At 43.0% G+C, this 23934-nt stretch carries 15 protein-coding genes; 9 read left to right on the top strand and 6 right to left on the bottom strand.

Features of this window, described 5'->3' with window-relative positions:
• Positions 1–108: 108 nt before the first annotated feature.
• Both ACDQ55_RS14710 and ACDQ55_RS14705 read right to left on the bottom strand, forming a co-directional pair.
• Positions 109–1548: an alkaline phosphatase family protein gene (locus ACDQ55_RS14710; protein WP_420982164.1), complete on the bottom strand. Its 1440-nt coding sequence runs from the start codon at positions 1546–1548 to the stop codon at positions 109–111.
• 218 nt (positions 1549–1766) lie between these two features.
• Positions 1767–2360 carry a Crp/Fnr family transcriptional regulator gene (locus tag ACDQ55_RS14705; RefSeq protein WP_420982163.1) on the bottom strand — a complete coding sequence of 198 codons (594 nt, stop codon included), beginning with the start codon at positions 2358–2360 and terminating at the stop codon, positions 1767–1769.
• 655 nt (positions 2361–3015) lie between these two features.
• Between ACDQ55_RS14705 and ACDQ55_RS14700 the strand changes: the two genes are divergently transcribed.
• The 4 genes from ACDQ55_RS14700 to ACDQ55_RS14685 all read left to right on the top strand — a co-directional run bounded on the left by ACDQ55_RS14700 (position 3016) and on the right by ACDQ55_RS14685 (position 10159).
• Positions 3016–3609 (top strand): RNA polymerase sigma-70 factor, encoded by a 594-nt coding sequence (locus ACDQ55_RS14700; protein WP_420982162.1) that lies wholly within the window; start codon positions 3016–3018, stop codon positions 3607–3609.
• A 100-nt stretch (positions 3610–3709) separates the two neighbouring features.
• Positions 3710–4834 (top strand): FecR family protein, encoded by a 1125-nt coding sequence (locus ACDQ55_RS14695; RefSeq protein ID WP_420982161.1) that lies wholly within the window; start codon positions 3710–3712, stop codon positions 4832–4834.
• A 182-nt stretch (positions 4835–5016) separates the two neighbouring features.
• Positions 5017–8646 (top strand): TonB-dependent receptor, encoded by a 3630-nt coding sequence (locus ACDQ55_RS14690; RefSeq protein WP_420982160.1) that lies wholly within the window; start codon positions 5017–5019, stop codon positions 8644–8646.
• Positions 8647–8650: 4 nt separating this feature from the next.
• The gene (locus ACDQ55_RS14685; RefSeq protein ID WP_420982159.1) at positions 8651–10159 is read left to right on the top strand and encodes a RagB/SusD family nutrient uptake outer membrane protein; all 1509 of its coding nucleotides are present in this window, start codon (positions 8651–8653) and stop codon (positions 10157–10159) included.
• A 440-nt stretch (positions 10160–10599) separates the two neighbouring features.
• Here the strand turns inward: ACDQ55_RS14685 and ACDQ55_RS14680 are convergent, their stop codons facing one another.
• From ACDQ55_RS14680 to ACDQ55_RS14670, 3 genes are all read right to left on the bottom strand, one after another.
• On the bottom strand, positions 10600–11433 hold the full coding sequence (locus ACDQ55_RS14680) for a helix-turn-helix domain-containing protein (RefSeq protein ID WP_420982158.1): 834 nt from the start codon (positions 11431–11433) through the stop codon (positions 10600–10602).
• 134 nt (positions 11434–11567) lie between these two features.
• Complete coding sequence (locus ACDQ55_RS14675) at positions 11568–12200, bottom strand: cupin domain-containing protein (protein WP_420982157.1); 633 nt, start codon at positions 12198–12200, stop codon at positions 11568–11570.
• 208 nt (positions 12201–12408) lie between these two features.
• Positions 12409–13689, bottom strand: a complete 1281-nt coding sequence (locus ACDQ55_RS14670) for a TCR/Tet family MFS transporter (protein WP_420982156.1) — start codon at positions 13687–13689, stop codon at positions 12409–12411.
• 563 nt (positions 13690–14252) lie between these two features.
• Between ACDQ55_RS14670 and ACDQ55_RS14665 the strand changes: the two genes are divergently transcribed.
• From ACDQ55_RS14665 to ACDQ55_RS14645, 5 genes are all read left to right on the top strand, one after another.
• A complete protein-coding gene (locus ACDQ55_RS14665) occupies positions 14253–14822 on the top strand; it encodes an RNA polymerase sigma factor (RefSeq protein WP_420982155.1) in 570 nt (189 codons plus the stop codon).
• An 86-nt stretch (positions 14823–14908) separates the two neighbouring features.
• A complete protein-coding gene (locus ACDQ55_RS14660) occupies positions 14909–15955 on the top strand; it encodes a FecR family protein (RefSeq protein WP_420982154.1) in 1047 nt (348 codons plus the stop codon).
• 69 nt (positions 15956–16024) lie between these two features.
• Positions 16025–19222 carry a SusC/RagA family TonB-linked outer membrane protein gene (locus ACDQ55_RS14655; RefSeq protein WP_420982153.1) on the top strand — a complete coding sequence of 1066 codons (3198 nt, stop codon included), beginning with the start codon at positions 16025–16027 and terminating at the stop codon, positions 19220–19222.
• Positions 19223–19243: 21 nt separating this feature from the next.
• Positions 19244–20845, top strand: a complete 1602-nt coding sequence (locus ACDQ55_RS14650; RefSeq protein ID WP_420982152.1) for a RagB/SusD family nutrient uptake outer membrane protein — start codon at positions 19244–19246, stop codon at positions 20843–20845.
• A 26-nt stretch (positions 20846–20871) separates the two neighbouring features.
• The gene (locus tag ACDQ55_RS14645) at positions 20872–21825 is read left to right on the top strand and encodes a DUF5017 domain-containing protein (protein WP_420982151.1); all 954 of its coding nucleotides are present in this window, start codon (positions 20872–20874) and stop codon (positions 21823–21825) included.
• Between the two features lie 204 nt (positions 21826–22029).
• Here the strand turns inward: ACDQ55_RS14645 and ACDQ55_RS14640 are convergent, their stop codons facing one another.
• Complete coding sequence (locus tag ACDQ55_RS14640) at positions 22030–23928, bottom strand: FG-GAP-like repeat-containing protein (protein WP_420982150.1); 1899 nt, start codon at positions 23926–23928, stop codon at positions 22030–22032.
• Positions 23929–23934: the final 6 nt, after the last annotated feature.

Raw genomic sequence — 23934 nt, 5'->3', positions numbered from 1 at the left:
AAAGTGACTTTTAGAGATAGATATAGATATAGCAATAGCAGTACAGTGATAAAATCCTGTAAAATTTTGTTGTAACCCCGGACGTAGTGAAGCCTGTACTGACTATTATTATTTTACTTCAGATGTAGATGCTGCGTTAATGTTTCCATTAATTACCGGACCATATCCACGGCCACCGGCTGATTTAAGGATACCTGGCAACAGTACACCATCTGGAGCCGTAAAAGGAAGACCCAACAGTTTAGTAATTACTGGTGCAATGTCTTCCAATCCCATTTTAGGGATTACGGTACCTTGGCTGATACCTGCGCCATAGGCGATAAATCCTGTTTCGATATGCGCAAAATCAGGGAAGAAACCGTGCGTACCGCCATGACCTGGCTTTACCAGATCGCCGGTAGCACTACCGGAAATAGATACCCCTTCTATCGCTGCAATAGCCAATACTGCGTGTGGATCTGCACCAATGCTGTCCAACTCTTTACGGCCTACAATGCGGTACATTCTCTTTACCGCGGCAGGTACGCTATCCAATATTGCCTGTACTTTGGCCAGTGTTTTATTATCGTTCTTATTTTTCAGATGCAGGAAAGCTGCACCGCCTGCACTATGGAACATCGCTTTCCAACCGTCTTTATCGCGGCCAGCAGGTATTAAACCATGTTGTGCTAACAATACATTCGGCGCAATGCTTGTATGGATGTCAGAAAATCCATGGTCACCGGTAATAATAATAGTAGTGCTATCCGCAATACCCGCAGCCTGAATAGCTTCCAGTATATTGCTCACTGCATGGTCTGCAGAAGCCAGCGCTTTCTTCACCTCTTCTCCGTTCCTACCGGTATTATGTTCTGCATGGTCTACACATACAATGTGCAGTGTAGTGAAATTAGGTTTATATTTTTTCAGGAGGTAAGCTGCCATCCGGCTTAAGTTTTCATCTATCGCCAGGTTATTCAGGTTCATCTGGCTATAAGATAATTTACCAGTGGCATTTTGTTGTATTTCTTCAAAAAGCCCTGCTGGCGCAACATTCGGATTAATAGACACCGTACCGTTACGGTCGTTTTCCCATGATTCCGGTACATTGTAATCTACTGGCGCTCCCACAGATACCGGCCATGATACGCAGGCAGAGGTCATGCCCACCTCATGAACAGCATCCCACAAAGTAGGCGTTTGAATAAATTTTTCTTCGCGATACCAGGTGTTGGTAGACCCAAAATCTGAAAACATAGTATTATAATAAATACCATGACGGGCGGGCATGGCGCCTGTAATAATAGTGGTATGTGAAGGATAGGTTAGCGTTGGAAATACCCCTCTTACTCCTTCTGCATAGGCACCGCCATTTTTCAGGAATCGCAGGTTGGGCGCTGGCCAGGCAGGGTCCAAATAGAATTCCGGCCTGAGTCCATCAATACTGATCAATACTACGTACTTCGACAATCTGCGGTCTGTACTTCGATTGGCTGTTTGTGCAACTACAGACAAACCAGGCAGTACAGAAATCAACAACAGTAATAAATACGGCATACGTACTCTCATAACAAGAACAAGTTAGATTTAGGCGTAACGTTTTTCACGACGACGTCCGATAGATTTAATAAGCAGGTGCAAAAGTAAATGAAGTAATTGGCAGAAACGGTAATGTAAAGATCACCAAATAGTTATAAAAATATTAAGGATGTCAGATTCTTACATTTAGCGCAATGGCACGCCAGGAAGGCAAATGAGGGGGAAACAAATTATGCGCAGACAGATCATTATAACACATTTAATGTATCGGCAGCCAGCTGTCTGGTGGTAGCGGTGAGGTCTGCAATATCCTGGTAGGTAACCAAACTACCTAAAGAAATAAGCCGGTTAGCCGCTGCGATCTTCGTATTCTGTAATTCTGTATTCAATACCTGAATCCTTTCCCGTGGCTCATAAGAGCGGATATTTGCCAATATGGATTCTGTTTTATTCCACCTGGATACAATCTTCGCAAAGCACCATCCTGCTACTTCCGGATCATGTGTAGTCACATGCTTAAAGAAGGGCAACTTATAAGACCGTAGCTGTGTGATCACTAATGCTTTACAAAATTCACAGAAATCATCCTGTTTCAGCACTGCCAGATTACCAAAGAATTCTCCCGGCGTTACCAACTCGTAAATAAATTCTTTCCCTTTATCCGAAATACTGCCCAACTTAACCGCGCCTGTTACAATTTCATAGATGTCTGTAAATCGTTGCGAAGTACCATATAACTGGGCTCCCCTTTTGAGAGAAAGCGTAGTTACGTTATCTTTTAAGCCTGGAACATTTTTTTGGACGAGGTAATTATACAGTCCTGTTTCTGCAATGCTAAGCATACACTGTTATCAATTAGCATCGCAAATTATGAAAATCCTATCTAAAATATCATAAAATAATATTACTTGTGTCAAATCAACGCTTAAAAAGCATCATGAATTAAGCCCCCAAAGCATCGTCAATTATATTCACCGCACTACCCTACTGCTCACAATAATACCCACTATCAGTAAGGGTTACAGAGATTTTCAGGACACTTTTATCTCGCAGAGATATTTAAAAAATAAGATTAATTTCCCGCTTCCAGAAAAGAATTAAAATTTATTTAACACCAGCATCTCCAATAGGCATTTCCGGACGGTCTTATTGTATATCACCGGTAATAAGCTACTAAATATAGCTATTCGTAGCCGGCGCCTAGCGGATCGAACAGCAGGAAGGCCTACCCTCCTAATAGGCGGTGAAGGGCGAATGTAAACAATCCGGTATTGGCAGGAAATGTGGAAAATTTGGTTTGGAAGCCTACCTAGCACTTAAAATAGTACTGATGTAATATTTATTCCCTGCCTTCAAATCCACTCCGCCCACATACACATTAAATAATATAATAATTTGATAAATTCTCCTTTTTTAGTTACTTTTTATCTGCTATACTTATCTTCTAAATAAATATTTTATCTTGATACCAGATTTATAAACGTATTATAAATTTCGATGATGTATGTAGCTTATCATAATTACTCGGATGTTTTATTGCTTCAGTTATTGAAACAGGATAACAAGGAAGCATTTACCGTTATCTACAACAGGTATTGGGAGAAGTTGCTGGTTTACGTTATGAACGCTGTAAAAGTACAATCAGAGGCGGAAGATATTGTACAGGAATTGTTCGTTTCGCTCTGGAAGCGGAGAAAAGAGCTCTCTATCCAGGCGTCGTTATCTACTTATTTGTACAACAGCGCCCACTATATGTGTATCCGTTATATTGAAAAAAATATTACCCGTTCCAACTATCTTGAATACTTGGCCTCCTTTATGGCACAGGATATCACCTCCACTATTGACAGGAAACTGATAGGTAAAGAGGTGGCCATGCATATGGAAACAGCCATTTCCAGGCTTCCGGACCGCATGCAGCGTATTTTCCGGCTCAGCCGGGAGTATAATCTTAGTTACCAGGAAATAGCCAGGCAATTAAATATTTCAGAAGAAACCGTTCGCAAGCAGATACACCGCGCATTAAAGGTATTACGCGTATACCTGAAAGATATTTCCCTCTCTGTATTGGGGCTTTTATTAATCAGGTAAAAAAATCTTTTATCCGGAGTACCACCTTTTTCAACGTTGTGTCACTAAAAGAATAAGGCATTACCAAATATGCATTTTTCATCCATTAAAAACAGGAGTTATGCAAAAGGAGGAGGCACAGGAGTTATTAAAAAGGTATCGAGAGGGGTTGTGTACTAGAGAAGAAAAGAAAAAGATAGAAACCTGGTTCCGGCATGTGCAACAAACCACCAACTGGAAAGTGCCGGAAGAAGAAAACACGGCTACACGGGATCGTATGTACGATCGTATAGTACAACAGATCGACGTGCTGGAAACTGTTCCTTTAAAAGTGGCCTTTATCCGCCGGTATCGCTGGAAGATAGCCGCTGCGGTGCTACTGTTGATAGGCATAGGTAATGTGATATTGTGGCAATTAAGGCCGGTTCAACACCAGGTTATTGCAAATAATCCGGCAGCCCAGCTGCCACCTGGCACTACCGGTGCCATGCTTACCCTGTCCAACGGACAGCAAATTTTGCTGGACAGCACTAACAACGGGGTATTAGCTACGCAGGGCGACGCGAAGATCATTAAAGACAATGGACAGGTAGCCTACCAGGCCAGTGCGCAAACACAGGAGGCTGTATACAATACCATCACCACACCGGTTGGCCGGACTTTCAAAGTAGTATTGCCCGACAGCACCCAGGTATGGCTAAACGCCGCTTCTTCTATCACCTACCCTACCGCTTTTACGGGAAAGGAAAGGATGGTGAGCATTAATGGGGAAGCCTATTTTACGGTGGCGCATCGTGCCAAACAACCTTTCCGTGTAAAGGCCGGCAAGGAGATCATAGAAGACCTGGGTACGAGCTTTAACGTCAACGTATATCCGGATGAACCTTCCCAGAAAATAACCCTGGTAGAAGGGGCCATCAAGGTCAGGCTTCAACAGCTAAAACCTGCAGAACAGGCTATTATAGCCCTTTCAGGTGCTATGACACTGCTAGAAGATGTGGAGGTAGAAAATGTAGTTGCCTGGAAAAATGGGAATTTTCATTTCAACAGCGTAGATATTTATACAATTATGCGGCAGGTAGCCCGCTGGTATAATATTAAGGTAGAATATCAGGCTTCAGTCGATGAAACCTTCAGTGGCGGGATTTCCCGCAGCGCCAACTTATCTGAATTGTTACATATATTAGAAACTACGGGCAAAATACATTTCGAAATAAAGGACCGAACAATCATTATTCAATCTTAAAAACAACCATGCCAACATGAGAAAGAAGAAATAACGAACTTATCAACCAAAATGCAAAGGCCCATAAAAAACCGCTCCATGGACCAGATGGAACGGCTAAACGATTTGGGCCTGCATCAGAGAGCCATCTGTAGAGACTATAGACAACCAGCTTAATTTATCAACCCAAACTAAACGAAAATATGCAATTTAATGCTAATGGCAAGCCCTTGCCCTTACACAAGGGAATCTTGTCCCCTAACAGCAGCCTTTACCTGCATGAAACGACCGCACGGAACCAAAGGCCCAAACATTTCGTAAAATTTATCACCTTTCTGTTGCTTACTTGTAGCCTGGGCGCATACGCCAGTGCTGTAGCTCAAAAGCTTACTATTTCTAAAAAGAATGCCTCCCTGCAGGAAGTATTTAAAGAAATAGAAAAACAAACCGGTTATCAGTTCTTTTTCAGCGACAGCGATCTTCGCGGAACAAAAACTGTTTCCTTGCAGGTACATGATGCAGAGATGGAAGAAGTACTACGCAAATCCTTATCCGGTCAAGCGCTGACCTACGAAATAGTAGGTCAAACCGTTGTGATAAAACATCAAAAGCAGTCCGGCAACCTCAATGATCTGTCTACCACCAGTGCAGTAGCTCCTATCCAGATCAGCGGCATTGTAACGGATGAACACCAAGAACCTTTGCTTGGCGCCACCGTGATGATAAGAGGTAATAAATCCAAAGCGGCGATCACCGATGTAAAAGGTCGCTTCACCCTTTCCTGTAATGCTGATGATATCCTGTTGGTTTCCTTTATTGGCTATAAAACAACGGAAGTAGCCATTCAAGGCCGTACACAACTGAATATAACATTGGCTGCCAATTCCAACCAGTTGGAAGAAACAGTAGTAGTAGCCTATGGTACCAGTAAAAAATCTGTATATACAGGTGCCGCGGCACAGATTTCATCAAAAGATTTTGAGAAACGCCCGCTGAACAACGTTACTAATGCGCTCGTAGGAGCAGCTCCTGGTATACAGTCTACTAACTCCAGCGGTGCTCCTGATGCCGGTCCTGGTATCAGGCTCCGGGGATTTGGTTCTTATTCCATTTCCAGCTCCCCCTTGTATGTAGTGGATGGTGTACCTTACGACGGTTCCCTGGGAGCCATTGACCCTTCAGATATCGCCACCCTCTCCGTTTTAAAAGATGCGTCCACTTCTGCTTTGTATGGCTCCCGGGCCGCAAACGGTGTGATTATCATTACTACCAAAAAAGGAGAGAAAAACCGTAACCACCTTTCTTTTAGTGCCAACTACGGCATCGTAAGAAGAGGCCTTCAGGAATATGACCGGGTAGATGCTTACCAATATTACCCGCTGATGTGGGAAGCCTACCGTAATAGCCTTGCATATGGCACTACCGCCGTTCCACTGGCAGATGCAGGCAAGATCGCATCCGGGTTATATCCCCGCTTTACCAGCGGCGCCAACAATGGCAAACAAAATTATAACGGCGCCGCCTATAGCGATATTAGCCAGCTGCTGTTAGCTAATCCATTTAGTGTTCCAGCCGGCCAATTGCTGGATGCCGATGGTCATCTTAATCCTGACGCCAAGTTGCTGTATCCGGAAGACCTGGACTGGAGCAAAGCCGCAGAAAAAGGTGGCCGTTCACGTCAGAACTACCAGCTTTCCTATAGCGGAGGAACAGATAAATCGGATTATTATGGCTCCTTTGGCTATACAGATATGAAAGGCTACCTGATCAAATCTGATATGAAAAGATTTAATGGCCGCCTGAACCTCAACGTACACCCACTTACCTGGTTTAAATCAGGCCTTAACGCCGCCGGCAGCTACATGAAACAAAATGAAGACAACACTGCCAGCAGCACCGGGTTCGTAAATCCATTCTATTTCTCCAGGTATGCCGGCCCTATTTACGCCGTGCACCAACACGACGCTTCCGGCGCCTATATCCTGGATGAAAAAGGCGCCCCCCTGTATGACCTCGGCGTAGGAAGACCCTTCGCCGGAGGCAGGAACGCCATCTATGAAAACTTGTTAAATGAAAGGATTCAGAACAAAGATCTGATCAGCGGCAGAACCTATGCAGAGATCAGCTTTGCCCCTTTCCTGAAGTTGACCACTAACTTCAGCGCGGATATTGAAAATAACCTGTACCAGGATTATGATAATAGAATAGTGGGCGACGGCGCACCTGCCGGCAGGTCTGACCGCTATACCGAACGTAAAGTAAGCTACACATTTAACCAATTGCTGAATTTCCATCGCAGCTGGAATAAACACAATGTGGATGTACTCGCGGGCCACGAAAACTACAATTACACTTCCAATTTCCTGGAAGGCTATAAACAGGGCCAGATTGTAGATGGAATCACCGAATTGCCCAACTTTTCAACTATCAACACCGCCACTTCCTATACGGATGTAAGACGCATAGAAAGCTATTTATCCCGTCTGAATTATGATTACGAAGGTAAATATGTTTTATCTGCCTCCCTGCGCCGGGACGGTAACTCCAGATTTGCACCTGCTGTGCGTTGGGCTACCTTCTGGTCTGTAGGCGGCGCCTGGAACATCGCCCAGGAGCACTTCTTCAATACTGATGTGGTGAATCAACTGAAGCTCAGGGCTTCTTATGGTAAAGTAGGTAACGACGGTGGTAACAGAAAAGATGATGGTATCAGCTATTATGCTTACCAGGCATTTTATAATCTGGGCAGGAACAATGCCGGAGAACCAGGCTTTGTTCAGGGAACACTCGGTAACGACGAGCTCACCTGGGAATCTAACAACAGCTTCGATCTGGGCCTTGATTTCAGTTTATTCGATAACCGCTTATCCGGTAACATCGATTACTTCAACCGCCAATCTTCTGGCATGATATTCAGCGTACCGCAACCATTATCTAATGGAGGTACTACCGGTGGCGGTTTCACCATCAACACCAACGTAGGTGATATGTACAACAGAGGCATAGAGCTACAATTAAGAGGAGAAATCGTTAGAACCAGGTATTTCCGTTACTCCCTGACAGTAAATGCCACCACCTTTAAAAACCAGATTACCCGCATGCCCGACAACCAGCCACAAATCATTGATGGTACCAAACAGTTGAGCGTAGGGCATTCTATATACGACTACTACCTGCGTCATTTTTATGGCGTAGATCCTGATAACGGGGATGCGCTTTATACAGCACAAACCTACAATCCAGCAAGTCCTGGCAACACAAAGATCATCACTAACAAAAATGGCACACAGGATACAGTTACCAGCTCTATCAGCAATGCTAAGTATATGTACGCTGGAGCATCTTCCATACCTAAACTCTATGGAAGCCTTTTAAATGAATTCTCTTACAAAAACCTCACCCTCTCAGTAACGGTAACCTACCAACTCGGTGGAAAAGTATACGATGCCAACTACGCTAATCTGATGGTAAGCGGCCAATATGGCACTGCGTTATCTACAGATATCCTAAACCGCTGGCAGAAAAAAGGAGACATTACCAAGGTTCCTCGTATGGATAATCTCCGTGTTTCCGATTTCAGCGGCGCCAGCGACCGTTGGTTGACCAATGCTTCTTACCTGAACATCAACAATATCACGTTGTCTTACAAAGTTCCCAAGAGGTGGCTTTCCCACATCACAGGCAATGATGCCAACGTTTACTTGTCTGGAGAAAACCTGCATATGTTCTCTTCCAGAAAAGGCATGAACGTCAACCAAAGCTTCAATGGTACCACTTCCAACACTTACACCTATAACCGTATCGTTACAATGGGCGTAAACCTTAACTTCTAAGATCATGAAAAAAATATTCTTGCACTATAACAACAGTAACGGAAAGTATATATCCCTGTTTTTACTGTTCCTCGTTCTATGCTCCTGCAGTAAAGATTACCTGAATACCAACCCAACAGACAAGGTAGCTACCAGCGATGCTTTCAGTACAACAACCAATGCCTGGGCCGCCGTTAACGGTATACACCGATACATGTACTCACAGTTTTACAGCAACCAGGACCAGGGAGGCCAGAGTGCTAACATGATATACATGGATATGATGGGTGAAGACCTGGTAATGACTGCAGCTGCCAACGGCTGGTTCAATGACTCTTACAAATGGCTGTCCCATCGGGTAGCTACCGACAGGGTACCTAAATTCAATTACCTGTTCTATTATACCGTTATTGCCAACGCCAATATGATTATTGCTAACATCGACAAAGCAGCAGGGCCAGAGGCAGACAGACGCGCTATAAAGGGCGAAGCATTGGCTTACAGGGGCTGGGCCTACTTCCAGATGATACAGCTTTTTGGCGTGCGTTATGATGGCACAGGCGCCAACAACGGAGCCGGTCTTCCTATTGTACTAGCACCAAGTGCTCTGGCCACTGCCCGGGCTACTATCGCCGACGTATATGGCCGTATTAACCAAGACCTTGATGCAGCCATGGATCTTTTGCAGAATTTCAAACGCCCCAATGCGTCCCATCTGAACATCAACGTGGCGCAGGGCATCAAGGCCAGAGTAGCTTTAACACAGGAAAAATGGGATTCTGCCGCCTACTATGCTAAATTAGCCAGAACCGGCTTTTCCCTGATGGGCAACGCTCAATATACCGCCGGATTTAATGACTATACCAATCCGGAATGGATCTGGGGAATACATCAGCAAGCTGACCAAACTTCCTATTTCTATTCCTTTTTTGCTTATATGTCTGCGAATTATGCCTCCACAAATATCAAAACAAATCCTAAGGCGATCTTTTCCAAACTTTACGCCCTAATCTCTGCTACAGATGTACGCAAACAACTCTGGGACTCAACAGGAAAAGACCCTAACGTACCTATTCCAAGCGGAGGAACAAGAAAACCATACATGAACCGCAAATTCCTGGTAGCAGATCCAGGCAGCAGTATCGGCGATATGCCGATGATGCGTTCGGCAGAAATGTATCTGATAGAAGCTGAAGGGAATGCAAGGTCTGGTAAAGCCAGCGAAGCTGCACAGGCATTGTACACACTCGTACACCAACGCGATCCCCAATATACATTAAGTACCTCTACAGGTAGCGCCCTGGTAAATGAAATCATGATCCAGCGCCGCATTGAACTGTGGGGAGAAGGCTTCCGTTTCTACGACCTGAAACGCACTAACAGCCCGTTAGACCGTAGCGGTGGCAACCACGACAATGCACTTGCCGGAGGCGTTATTAACGTACCTGCGGGCGATATCAGATGGCAATTCCTGATTCCACAGGATGAAATCAATAATTCCAACGGGGTAATTGCACAGAACCCACTGAACTAAATAACAATAGGAATCAATCAATGGCGTCAGGCGGATATACTGCCTGGCGCCATTGCCGTTTATAGCAAAAGACCGGAACGCTTTATAAGCATTCCGGCCGCTGATTTCCCCTTCAACAATAATGTTATTTTTATTTATCTGTAATATCCGTGATAATGATGGTGATGGTGGTAGTATCCCGGTCTGTCAACCACACAACTACTTAATCCAGCTATGAGTATTACTGTAACAATAAGATATTTTAACGTTTTCATGACAGTAGCGTTTGATGATTTAATGAAGGAAGCTAAGCGTTTGCAGGCTGCTTAAACTTCTTAGTCAGGTATACTAATGATAAAATTATGCCAGACTGAAAAAAGAAACGTTATCTATTGTTAACACGTAAGAGATGGTGCAGGCGTATCCGTATCCGAATAAATTGATATGCTTATCCTGGCTTTCTAAAAGGCATCTACAATACCTAGCTTTCTTTCCGGGCATTCTAATTCCAACTTAAAAAAATCGCCTGGTGTAAGCAGCGAAAACTTCTTATAATCTTTAATCAAATGCTGCAGGTCATAATAGCCACAATGGATAGCCAGCGTAAACCAATCCATATCAGGATATTTGTTTTTCATTCTGTTTACATTGCTAAATCGTACAAGGTTAATAAACGCTTTAGGAGACACTCCCATACGCGCTTTACATCTCCGCTCAAATTGACGTAAACTCAAACAGGATTCCTTGGCTAAATAATCAACAGAAAACATATTAGGCGACTCCAGTATTGTTGCACTTAACCTGTCAATACTGTCAATATCTTTTAGCGGCCGGTTGATTAATTTAAAAAGAAAGTCTTCCACAATTGCTATCATTTCATCATTACCGGCTGCCTCTCCCAGTTTCTCATTTATACCACTGATGCTATTAGGAAATACTGTTTCTGCATCTATATAGGCGTTAAACAGTTCTTGCGAAGGAATACCTGTTAAACGATAGAGGGCACCCGGCTGAAATACTATCTGAAACATTAAAAAGTTCCTTCCTACATACCTGTTAATCACCTCGGTATGCTGCCCTATCAAGGCTATTTTTTGCCGGCCGGCTTTGCTTCTGGTGTAAGTATACTCCACCTGCTCTGTATCATTGGGATAAAAACACAAACAATGCTCCGGACGGGGAGGATAGGGTTTAAAAGGCAAAGGAACGTGATTATCAAATACAAACCTGCCTATCCGATATACTCGAATAAATGCCGATAAAGCGATACGCGGGGTGTATTGGTAAAAAGACATAGCGGCTATTTCATTTAAATGAAGGCCAAGCCAACGTTCTATCCTACATTAAGATAATAAAAATCGATTAAGAAAGTTCATTTCCCCATTCCATTGTTCATAATAAGCCATGCTCCACCCTTCCTCTTAGATACCTATCCAATTAACCCATAACGCTCAACAAGGGGCGCTCTCTCTTCGTGGAAGGTAGTCACCCCAAATTTTTTATCCAGGTCGCTCATCCGTTTAGCAATTGCCGGATCCATAGGTGTAACCCCAGCTTTTACCATATCGGGTATTATCTTATGAAATAATTCTTCAAGAAAATCTTCAAAATTCTGATTGAAATACATATCAAAAAATCTCAGTGGTTTATCAGCAGCATTCCAAAAGGTGTGCGCTATCTTTCTGGGGCGAAAATGCCAACCGCCTACAGCAATTTCCTGTACCTTACCTGCTACATAAACAGTGGCAGTTCCCTCAACTACATACATCAACTCATCGAGCTGATCGTGAACATGCGGCGCAGGCCCCATTTTTCTAGCAGCTACTGCTGTTTCCACGCAAGAAAACTGCATATTTGTTTGGGCACTTTTTACCCAGGTGCGGATATTTAATCCCCCAGGGCCTGGTTGTAGCGGTTCCTGAGGAGCAAGGTAAAATGGGCTTAAATTACGCTTGTCATTTTCATTGCCAACACCAAATCCTAGCAATGGGGTCAACAGTGTACTCCCTATAAGCAACCCCATTCTGGCAATCGCATTTCTTCTTGTGAAATTATTATCCATCGCTTTTGATTTTTTGTAAAATTAAAACCCAAAAGCGCCACGGTAGGTGTAAAAAAACGACATTTTAATAAGCATTCACGCTTAAAAAGCCCGATCACCGTAAAAATATCTGCATTGTAAAGCATGGAAGCGCATCAGAGAATGCACAATGTATTTAGCATCGCTACTTTTTCCTCATAAAGCATAAACTGGAAAACGTTTATACTTTTTAATGCATGGGTACATCATTAAGATCACCCGAACGATTTATCATCTCCGGCAGTTCAGGACGATTTTTCTTCTCCCCGCCCAATACCTTATAGGTAATGATTATACTAAGTAGCATACACAACGCTCCAATTAAAAAATGGATACCCGGAAAATAAAACGGTGCTTTATCTGTAGTAAAGTAAGCAAAGGTGCCATTCATGATCAGTGGTCCGATAATAGAAGTAAGGCTCATGAGGCTTGTAAGTGCCCCCTGTAGTTCGCCCTGCTGATTAGGTGGTACATGACCCGAGATAACAGATTGTAACGACGGCCCACAAATTCCTCCGAGGCAATAAGGCACTAAAAAAACAAACATCATCCATCCTTGTGTGGCAAAGGCAAACAACACTAACCCCAACGTATATAGGGATAGTCCGAGATAAATACTTTTTTCATTGCCAATTTTGGGATTGATAACCCTTGTTAATCCGCCCTGCACAGCGCCCACTAATACACCAACTACAGCCAGGGAGATACCCACCATTTTTTCGCTCCAATTAAAACGGTAAATGGTAAAGAAATTCCAGTTCACCTGCACCGCCTGTCCGCCCAGATAAAGCAGGAAAAAACTGAATGCCAGCGCGCCAATCTCAGGATGCCTGGTTAAAAATTTCAGTGAGCCAAATGGGTTAGCCCGTTTCCAGTCGAAAGCACGGCGATTTTCTTTACTTAATGATTCGGGTAGGAAAAAGTATCCATATAAACAGTTTAACAGGCAAAGCACAGCAGCGGCGTAAAAAGGTGCCCTGATGCCCCAGTTTGCCAGTAATCCACCCAGAGCAGGTCCAAGTACAAAGCCCAAACCGAAGGCTGCGCCTATCATACCGAAATTCTTGGCCCTTGCAGTTTCATCCGTGCTCACATCTGCAATATAAGCAGTGGCTGTCGTAAAACTAGCCCCGGTAATGCCAGCAATAACCCGCCCAATAAATAACCATCCATATGCCGGAGCCAATGCTAAAATAATATAGTCGATTCCAAAACCAAATAAAGAAAATAATAAAATAGGACGACGACCATATTTATCGCTCAGGTTTCCCATTATCGGTGCAAATAAAAACTGGGTAATAGCAAAAACGGACAATAAAACAGCACCATAAGTACTGGCCTGGTTCACCGGAATGCCTTTTAACTGTGCAATCAGATCTGCCATTACAGGAATGATTAACCCCCATCCCATTACATCGATCAATAACGTAACAAATATAAAACCGATAGCGGCCTTCTTAGATGTATGCATACCATTATTTTAGAAACTTACAAATATGTAAAATCTTTCGGCATAAAAAAAATTTCCTTTTACCAGATACACAGCGCCCATCATCAACTTCGTTGACGTTTTATTTTAGCCAACACCTACTATCAAAGCTACCTCACGGCTTTAATGCTGTTAAATATCTAATTCTCCAAACAACCAGGCTAACTTTACCAGCACAATTTATAAAGTTAGCAAACCAAACTATTCTGCATTTATTTCATTCCGGATAGCGTACAACGTTATATTTACAAAACCTATTTATATGCTACAACCATAACGTCAACCTAATTTAAGGAATACCTTTTACCACTACACTATTGATATTCCATTACCTGATAAATGCTTTTCCGCAATCTGTCGGAATTAAAGCTTCTCACAGTAATTTTGATAAATTATTCTTTGCATATCCGGTAAAATTATACGAAGTTAGTCCTCGGGTTGTGCGTACTATTAGTTGTATAAAAACCCACAAGCAACTGATTTATAGGCAACTGTATAACTTTTTCTATAGCCGGCACAACACGTTTTAAATATTATTCCTTGCCATGAATACGAATGCTTTGAACGAAAAAGATTGCTGGACCAGGTTTCAAAACGGCGCTGCAGCAGCTTATCGGCAAATCTATGAGAAGCACTGGAACAAGCTGTTCAATTATAGCTACCAGATTATACAGGATTATGATGACTGCAAAGATCTGATGCAGGATTACTTTACGCAACTATGGCTTAACCGGGCTTCTTTTCCGGTGCCCGACAACGTAGAGGCATTCCTGATGTCTTTATTAAAATACCGGGTAATTGATTTTCTCAGAAAAAAGCATATCAGACAAAAACACACTATTTTATTCAATACACTACAACGCTACCAAGGCTCCCTTGATGGCTCCGATCCATTGTTATTTAACGAAGAGCTGGAAAAATTCTACAATTGTTTCAGCCAGCTTCCCGAACAGCTAAGAACCGTGTTCCGCTTACATTACATCGATGCTATGTCTATAGAGGAAATTGCAGCTGCTTCTGCCAAATCAAAGCAAACAATCCGTAACCAACTAAATATTGCAGCTACCCGGTTAAAAAAACAACTTAAAAATAACTTCCCGGCAATATTGTTCTAGCATCTAATATTACCAAATTATTAAGCCCATATCACGATGGTTATTTGCCTCCTTTAAAACGACTAATGAGGTAGAAACTATTAAGTGTGCATCAAAAACTACCACAGGACGATTTATACCAACTGATTAAAAACTACCGGAAGGGGACTTGTACTACCCAGGAAATCGCGCTATTATTCAAATGGCTGGAGGAGCTTGGAAGTAGTATGTCGCCGGAAGAAGCAGCAATGCTGCAAACCATCCGGAACACTATGAAAAACGAGGTGTGGAAGCAGCAGGAAAAGCTTATCAGGAAATACCGTAGCCCACTGCACTTCACACAGAAACGGGAATGGCAGATGGCTGCAGCCTTTGCCGGCGGCTTACTGCTAATCGGGTACACACTGTTTCACCAACCCAGTCATACACCTGAAACCGCCTTGTTGGCGCCTACCTCCCCGGGGATCTCCTCCTCGGATTCTACTATTATCAATCATACAAAAGAAAAACAGCGGTACCAACTAGCAGATGGTTCTGTTGTAACACTCTTCGCTCATTCCTATATCAGTATAAAAATGCCCTGGCCACAAAGCAGCAGAAATGTACAGCTTAATGGCAAAGCCTTATTTGAAGTAGCCAAAGATGCCAATCACACTTTTACGGTTAACACAAAAAGGTTTAGCACTACCGTACTGGGAACCGTTTTTCAGATCACTGCATACGACAGCATGACCTCCAGCAGGGTTCAGTTATTATCAGGTAGTATTGCCGTGAAAAGCCTGCTGGACAAGACCCAAACATTATACTTATCGCCAGGCGACGACTATAGTTTTGATAACCGGATGCATAAGATCTATCCAGCAAAACAACTGGCAAAAACCACTGCTGATATAAGCGGCACAGAAGCGTCTATCGCACTCCAGGATAACATATTCTATTTTAACAATGCACCGCTAACAAATGTATTTAATGCCTTAAGCCATCAATACAACATAGCGATTGATCTTGCTCCGGCCTTAAAGCTGGATAAACGTAAATATACCGGAAACATTAAAACAACTAAATCACTGGATGAAATACTGGTAATGCTAGCGGGGTTAAATGACCTTAAAATAGACACCACTATTTCGGGTTACCTGATAAAAGCCAGATAAAAAATATTCCTAACTATTAAAACACTTCCCGATAAGGGAAGCGGCATTCTATTGTCAAAAACAACCAACATGAATAAAACATTACAGCACATCAAACACACACTTTTGCTGTTCCTGTTAGTACTTTCTCAGCCTGCCTGGTCGCAGCAGGGAGCAGCTATTAAAGGAATAGTGACAGATGAAAAAGGGGTGCCCCTTCCAGGTGTATCCATTGAAATTTTTAACAGAAGCACTAAGTTTAAAGCGGCTACTGTTACTACAGAAAAGGGCATCTTCCTGTTCAGGGGACTGGAAGAAAATACCTACTCCCTCTCCTTTTCTTACATCGGTTATAGTAAGAAGCTCATTGAAAACTACAATTACAAAAAGGGAGAGTTCCTTTCCCTCTCCGTTGAACTGCAGCCCATTCCATCTACCCTGAACGATGTGATGGTAGTGGGTTATGGCACCATGAAGAAGAAAGACCTGACTGGCTCTGTTGAAAAAGTAAATATACAAGATGCCACGAAAGCGCCGGTGCGTTCCTTTGAAGAATTTCTGGCAGGACGGATAGCCGGCGTACAGGTTAGCTCTGTAGACGGACAACCCGGCTCCACTGTGAACATTGTTATCAGGGGAAACAACTCCATCTCACAAGATAATTCGCCTCTTTTTGTAATTGATGGTTTCCCTATTGAAAATCCGGATAACAACAATATCAACCCGGAAGAAATTGAAGCTATAGAAGTGTTGAAAGACGCTTCCGCCACTGCCATTTATGGTGCAAGGGGCGCCAACGGCGTAATCCTTGTTACTACTAAAAAAGGTAAAGAAGGAAAACCCGTATTAAATTTCACCACCTCCTACGGTTGGCAAAACAACCTGAAAACAATGGAGATGATGACACCGTATGAATTTGTACGGTACCAGATTGAACGGGATGGCAACACCACAGATACCACCAGCCCTACGGGCGTTTATCTGAGCAATGGTAAAACGCTTGACTCTTACAAATCACAGCAAGCCATCGACTGGCAATCCATGATGTTTCGCACAGCACCTATCCGGAACCATACCCTTTCCTTAACAGGGGGCAATAAGATGACCAGATACCTAATTTCAGGTTCTGCATTTGACCAGGAGGGTACTATCATCAATTCAAACTACAAAAGATACCAGGGACGCATCAATCTTGATCAGCAAATTAATACTAAACTGAAAGCGGGCATCAATGTAAACTATAGTTACCTGTCCCGGTCTGGTATCAGCCCATCCGAATCCGGCAACAACGCAGCCACTACTTTACTATACAGTGTATTCGGATCTGCACCGCTTAACACCACCAAAAACAACTCCCACCTGGAAGATGAATTATTTGATCCTGCTATAGATTTAAGTTCAGACTACCGGATCAACCCCATCATTAACCAGCAAAACCTGGTGCGGAGAAATATTTCCAAAATACTTTCCGGCAATGCCTATGCCGAATATACACTGATACCAGACCTGATCCTGCGAGTTACTGGTGGAGTAAATAACAGCACCGTACGTACGGAAGCATTAAATAATTCCAATACCCTGTATGGCAGCAAAAGAACTACCTGGGGGTCCAGTTACGGCGTAAACGGCTCTATCAACTTTATCAGTAACGATTCCTGGCTAAACGAAAATACACTTAGCTGGAACAAAAAAATAGGAACGGACCATACATTTAATGTGGTAGCAGGTATGACGGAGCAAGGCGGCAAAACTTCCACCTTTGGATTCGGGGCATTCAACTTACCCAATGAAGCCCTTGGCCTGAGCGGCCTCGAAGAAGGTACGCCACTTCCTAACTCCACCCGCGCCGCCACTTCCCAATGGAATATGGCTTCCTTCCTGGGAAGGATCAATTACAGCTTCCGTTCAAAATACATGTTAACAGCGTCTTACCGGGCAGATGCCTCCTCAAAGTTTGCTCCGGCAAACCAATGGGGCTATTTCCCTTCCGGTGCCGTTGCCTGGCGGTTCTCGGAAGAAAATTTCATGAAACAACTACCCATTATCTCTGATGGTAAATTGCGGTTAAGTTATGGCCTCACCGGTAATAACCGTGTTAATGATTTTGCTTATCTCTCCACCTTTGCTTTACCACTGGGCAATACTTACGTTTTCAATAACACTTATCAAAGCAGTATTATCCCGCTTACTATTTCCAATCCGAACCTGAAATGGGAAACCACTTCACAATTCAATGCAGGTATTGACCTTGGCTTCTTTAATAACCGTTTATCTCTCACCGCAGATATATACAGAAAAAGAACAAATGACCTGTTGCTGAACGCAAGTATGCCTACTTCTACCGGTTATACTACTGCGTATAAAAATATTGGCAGTATGCAAAACCAGGGATTGGAAATCACGATCAATGCGCAACCTGTACAACGTGAAAATTTTAAATGGAGCAGCAGTTTCAATATTTCTTTTAACCAAAGTAAAGTGCTGTCCCTCACAGAAGGCCAGGAAGCTATCACATCTGCCATTGCCTGGGACAATAACTGGGCTACCTTACCTGCTTATATCTCCAAAATAGGCATGCCGCTGGGCAATATGTACGGCTATATATGGGACGGCGTATACCAATATTCAGACTTTGATAAAGCGACGAATGGTTCATATATCCTGAAAGACAATGTACCAACCAATGGCAACACCCGGAACCTGATCAAACCGGGAGATATTAAATATAAAGATATAAACGGGGATGGCGTAGTCAATTCAGCCGATTATACCATCATAGGCCGTGGTTTGCCTATCCATACAGGCGGGTTTAATAACAGCTTTACCTATAAACAATTTGACCTGAACATCTTCTTTCAATGGTCTTACGGAAATGACCTGCTGAATGTAAACCGGTTGTTATTTGAAGGAAATGCCTTTAACCGGGCCTATTTCAACCAATTTGCCAGCTATGAAGACAGATGGACGCCCACCCATACAAACACCAATCTATACAGAACCAACGGGTTTTATGGTGGGGGCTATTCTTCCAGAACAGTAGAAGATGGTTCTTACCTGCGGTTAAAAACGCTGTCGATAGGATACGGTATTCCTACTGCGATACTCAACCGGATGAAAATTGCCGGCTTACGGTTCTATGCTGCTGCCCAGAATGTATTTACCTGGACTCACTACAGCGGTATGGACCCTGAAGTGAATACCTATAATTCGGTATTAACACCTGGATTTGATTATTCCGCTTATCCAAGGGCCAGAACAATCACCTTCGGCGCCAATGTTTCTTTTTAAATTAATTAAAGCTATTGTGATATGAAACAATTCTTATTGTATGGCAGCATCCTCGTTTCTTTTTGTATGGTAGGCTGCAAAAAATTCCTTAATACCCAGCCAACAGATTTCCTTGCACCGGAATCTTATTATAATACTGAAAATAAAGTAATGAGCGCCCTGGCAGGAGTATATAATCCACTCGGCACCTCAGCCCTGTATGGTGATGCCATGTTTTTTAATTTAGGCACCGGTACAGACGAAAGCTTCCGGGCTGTTACCTCCGCCACCACAGGCGTATGGGTATATAACTACGACTATACGGATACTAACATCAATGGTTTCTGGCAACAATTATTCGCGGGTATTGAGCGCGCCAACCTCCTCATCGCGAATATTAACATAGCGCCAATGGACGCAGTAAAGCGCCGCGCTATACTGGGAGAGGCTTTGTTTCTAAGGGGATATTACTATTATCTGCTGGTCAGCAATTTCGGTGATGTGCCATTGCAAACCACTCCTACTGGCTCACCCAATAATATTAGCAGGCCCCGCACCCCCGCCAGAGAAGTGTATGCGCAAATTCTGAAAGATATGCAGACGGCAGAAGAAAATGTATACACCTCTACCCAACTCGGTTATAGCAGCCGTATTAGTAAAACAACAGTAGAAGGTATTCTGGCAAGGGTGTGCCTCTCCATGGCAGGCTATCCATTACTCGACAATACAAAGTATGCAGAAGCTTTAAAGTGGGCTTCCAAAGTAAAAGCATCAGGCGAACATTCATTGATCACAGCGGCAGTTGCACCAGATGGTGATAACAACAGTGGTTTTAGCCAGGTATTCGTTAATGAGATGCAGGATAAATACAATGTACGTGAAGTGATGTGGGAAGCAGAAGAAAAAGGTAACAGGGCTGATGGATACATTGCCAACGGCCGCTTAGGCAATGATATCGGGATTGGATATTCTGCGCCCAACTATCCGGATTCAGGATATTGCTATGGTACCATCCGTGTTACAGAAAGGCTGTATAAATTATATGGCGCCGGCGACCTCAGAAGGGATTGGGCGATTGCTACTTTCTCCTATAGTTCTACAGGACAGCGCTCCTATTTTGCCAACAACAAGATCTATGACCGGACTGCTGCCAAATGGCGCAGAACATATGAAACACTTTTACCGAAAGACAAAAACTATAACGGCGCCAATTTCCCGATCTTAAGATATGCAGATGTATTACTGATGCTAGCAGAGGCAGAAAACCAGGTAAATGGCCCTACGGCTACAGCTTATGAAGCCATTAATATGGTTCGCAGAAGAGGCTATGGCAAATCTGTTACCGCAGCCGACATCACCGCCGATCTTACACCGGGCTTAAGTAAACAACAGTTCCAACTGGCTATACAGGACGAAAGGTCAAGAGAGCTTTGCTTTGAAACGTTAAGAAGGCCAGACCTCATACGCTGGGGAATTTTTATCCCTACCATGAAAGCAGTAGCCGCAGAATTTAAGGCTAATAACGGCACCTATGCTTATGGCGCTGTTGCCGGCAACAACGTATCAGAAAAGCATTTATTATATCCTATCCCAAGCGGGGAAATAACGGTAAATAAGGCAGCTGCCCAAAATCCGGGATGGTAATTTATTATCCAATTTAAAAGTACTTTATGCGCATTTTTCATATACTTCCAATCGCTGTTACACTGTTCACGCTTTCCTCCTGTAGTAAGGAACTGAGTCTGAAAACAATTTCATTTGATGCCTCAACAGCACAAAACAATTACACTCCCGATGATACGATCCGCTTTAATTTAAGCGGCAATGCAGATTATGTTACTTTTTACTCAGGGCTACCAGGAAACAGGTATAAATACAGCAACCGAACTTCGGCATCGGGTACGCCTATACTCCTGTTTACTTCGGCAAGGGCAAACGGCACCCAGCCCAATTCCCTGAAAATCATGGTTTCATCCGACTTCAACGGTCTGGGAACAGATACCGCAACTACCCTTGCTAATATCTCAGCAGCCAACTGGAAAGATTTTACAGACAAGGCTACCCTATCAACAGGTACCGCTGTATCATCCGGCCCTATTAACCTGACAGATATGGCCAATACAAATAAACCGGTTTATATTGCCTTTAAATATTTAGCTACCAGTGGATCTAAACAAAATAAATGGACCATTACCGCTTTAACAATCAATAATACACTGCCGGATAATACCTCTTATCTCATTGCCAATTTAAATGCATATAATACTGCTATTACCAACTATGGCGCCACTACTTACAGCCCTGGGTGGGTATCCTATACCGCAGTTAATACTTATAACTGGGCGATTTCGGCAGGCACATCGCTGGTGATTACAGGAGCAACTACTCCTGAACTGGCTACCGATAATGCCGAAGCATGGGTGATTATGGGACCATTAGACCTGAAAAAGGTAAGCCCGGATTGGGGCACTCCTATCAAAAATGTTGGGGAAAACATAAGTAAGTTCCCCTATACTTACCAATATGCTACGCCTGGCGCTTATGAAGTTACTTTTCTTGCGTCAAACGCCAACAGAGACAAACAGGACTCAATTGTAAAAACAATCCAGCTTACTGTTCACTAACAGAATAGTATAAGATAAAAGTCAACTACATAAAACCATTTTATGGACCTTAAGTAAATACAAGTAGAGGGTGTATCAAAACCTTATAGCCCAATTTTATTCGGGTACCCGAATAAAATTGGGCTATAAGGTTTTGACTGAAATAAGTAAAAATTTATACGCTACTGGAAAAATTCAGCCCGATGAACAAATAAATTCATCGATTTATTTACCAAAATAATTTCTTAATTCGCCATCGTTATCCTCATAGTTCCAGCGGATCTGATCTGCTTTACCATCGCCATTAATATCAGCGTAATAAAAACGGGTATTTTCACTTTGGGAAGTGCCTCTTAATGAGTACATAGGGCTATTAAATGCAGTGGCATCAGCAAAATAAACTTTGGGTTCACCTAAATTCTTATTTGGATTCCAATATATTTTATCTGCCCTGCCGTCTCCATTTACATCGGCGAAGTAGAATGTGGTGGTAGCTACTTCACTATAAGCTCCAGAATTGCTGAATGTTGAAGAAAGTGTAAAATTACCATTACCATTAGATAAGTAAACCATCGGTTTACCTGAATTTAATGTTGGGTGCCACAGCACTTTATCTGCTTTACCGTCGCCATTTACATCAACGTAATAAAATGTTGTACCGGCTGTGGTACTGGCTCCATCAGCGCCAGAAACAACAGATCCGCTAAAGCTACCGCCTGAAGTAGCTAAATAAACCCGTGTATGACCATCGTCATAAGTTGAGTTCCAATAAATTTTATCTGCTTTACCATCACCATTTACATCGGCAAAATGAAAAACAGTCGTAGTTCCCTGGCTGGTACCTTCAGGATTATCTATCACTGTTGAACTAAAGTTACCATTGGTAGTAGCTAAATACACCCGTGTATGACCCGAATTTAAGGTTGGGTCCCAAATAATTTCGTCATCTTTTCCGTCGCCATTGATATCAGCATAATGATATCTCGTAGTGGCAAGTGTAGACGCTCCTGCAGTATGTACTACAGCTGGTGATGCAAAGGTGCCGTCTCCATTCGATAAAAACACCTGTGGTCTGCCATTATCGTAAGTACGGTTCCAATAAATCTTATCTTTTTTACCATCTCCATTTACATCAGCAAAATAGAAGTTGGTATTTGCGCTGGCGCTTTTTCCATTTGTGTCGGTGTGAGCGCCACCAAAGATCGCAGGTATATAAGACGCCATTACCGGAAAGTGGTCGGAAGGCCATAATGTTTTACCCCCAACAGTAAAGCTTGTAGTGATTACACTGGAACTGGTAAAGGCGAGATCTCTTGTACTCAGTATATAATCAATTTTGCTAGTACCCGTCGCATTCCAGCCATGGAATGTGAAATCACCGTCTTTATCAAACAATGCATCCACCATATTCAGCCCACTGGCATCTTTCATTTTTGTGATTTCAGCAGTACCAGGAGAAGCGTTAAAGTCGCCCATACAAATAACAGGTAAATGCTGTGTATTATTAGTAGTAATTGCATTAAGCACACTATCAGCATCCATGCTTCTCTCACTTGAGCTCACAGTAGTCCAGTGACTATTACAAACAAAATAGCTATTGGAAGGAGCTAATTTATCTTGCAAAATCACCCATTTTCCACTACGGTAATCCGGTGTATGCATGGTAAACCAGCCGGCATTTGTACGTGTAAATCTGGAATTCTTATACCAGATAGATTTGGGAGAACCATTCGCGAGCCCGGAGTTGTAGACACCATATCCAGCGGCAGCCATCTCGGTATTGAAATAAGTCTCCATATCGTTATCTGCTAATTCCTGTATTCCAAAAATATCAACGTTGTTGTCAATAATTATTTTAAGAATATAGCTTTTCCGTTCTTCCAGGGTAAAAGGATCTCCTTCAACCGTTTTCCTGATGTTAAATGACATTACCTTGATAGGATTCAGGCTTGCCAATGCACCTGGGCCAGGTTCAACAGCTAAAGTTACCGGTTTAAGAGGTTGGAGAGCGTCTTGCTGTATAGCTTTTCTGCATCCTGCAAAACCTAAGGCTAGGGTAACAGCCAAAATTAAGGTTGTTTTTTTCATTTTGATTTGATTTAAATTAATAGCGTTTTCTTTCAAAAGTGA

Source organism: Chitinophaga sp. 30R24 (genome assembly GCF_049056765.1).
GTDB lineage: Bacteria > Bacteroidota > Bacteroidia > Chitinophagales > Chitinophagaceae > Chitinophaga.
The sequence above is the reverse complement of the archived record's forward strand: the minus strand, read 5'-3'. Positions and strand labels throughout refer to the sequence as shown.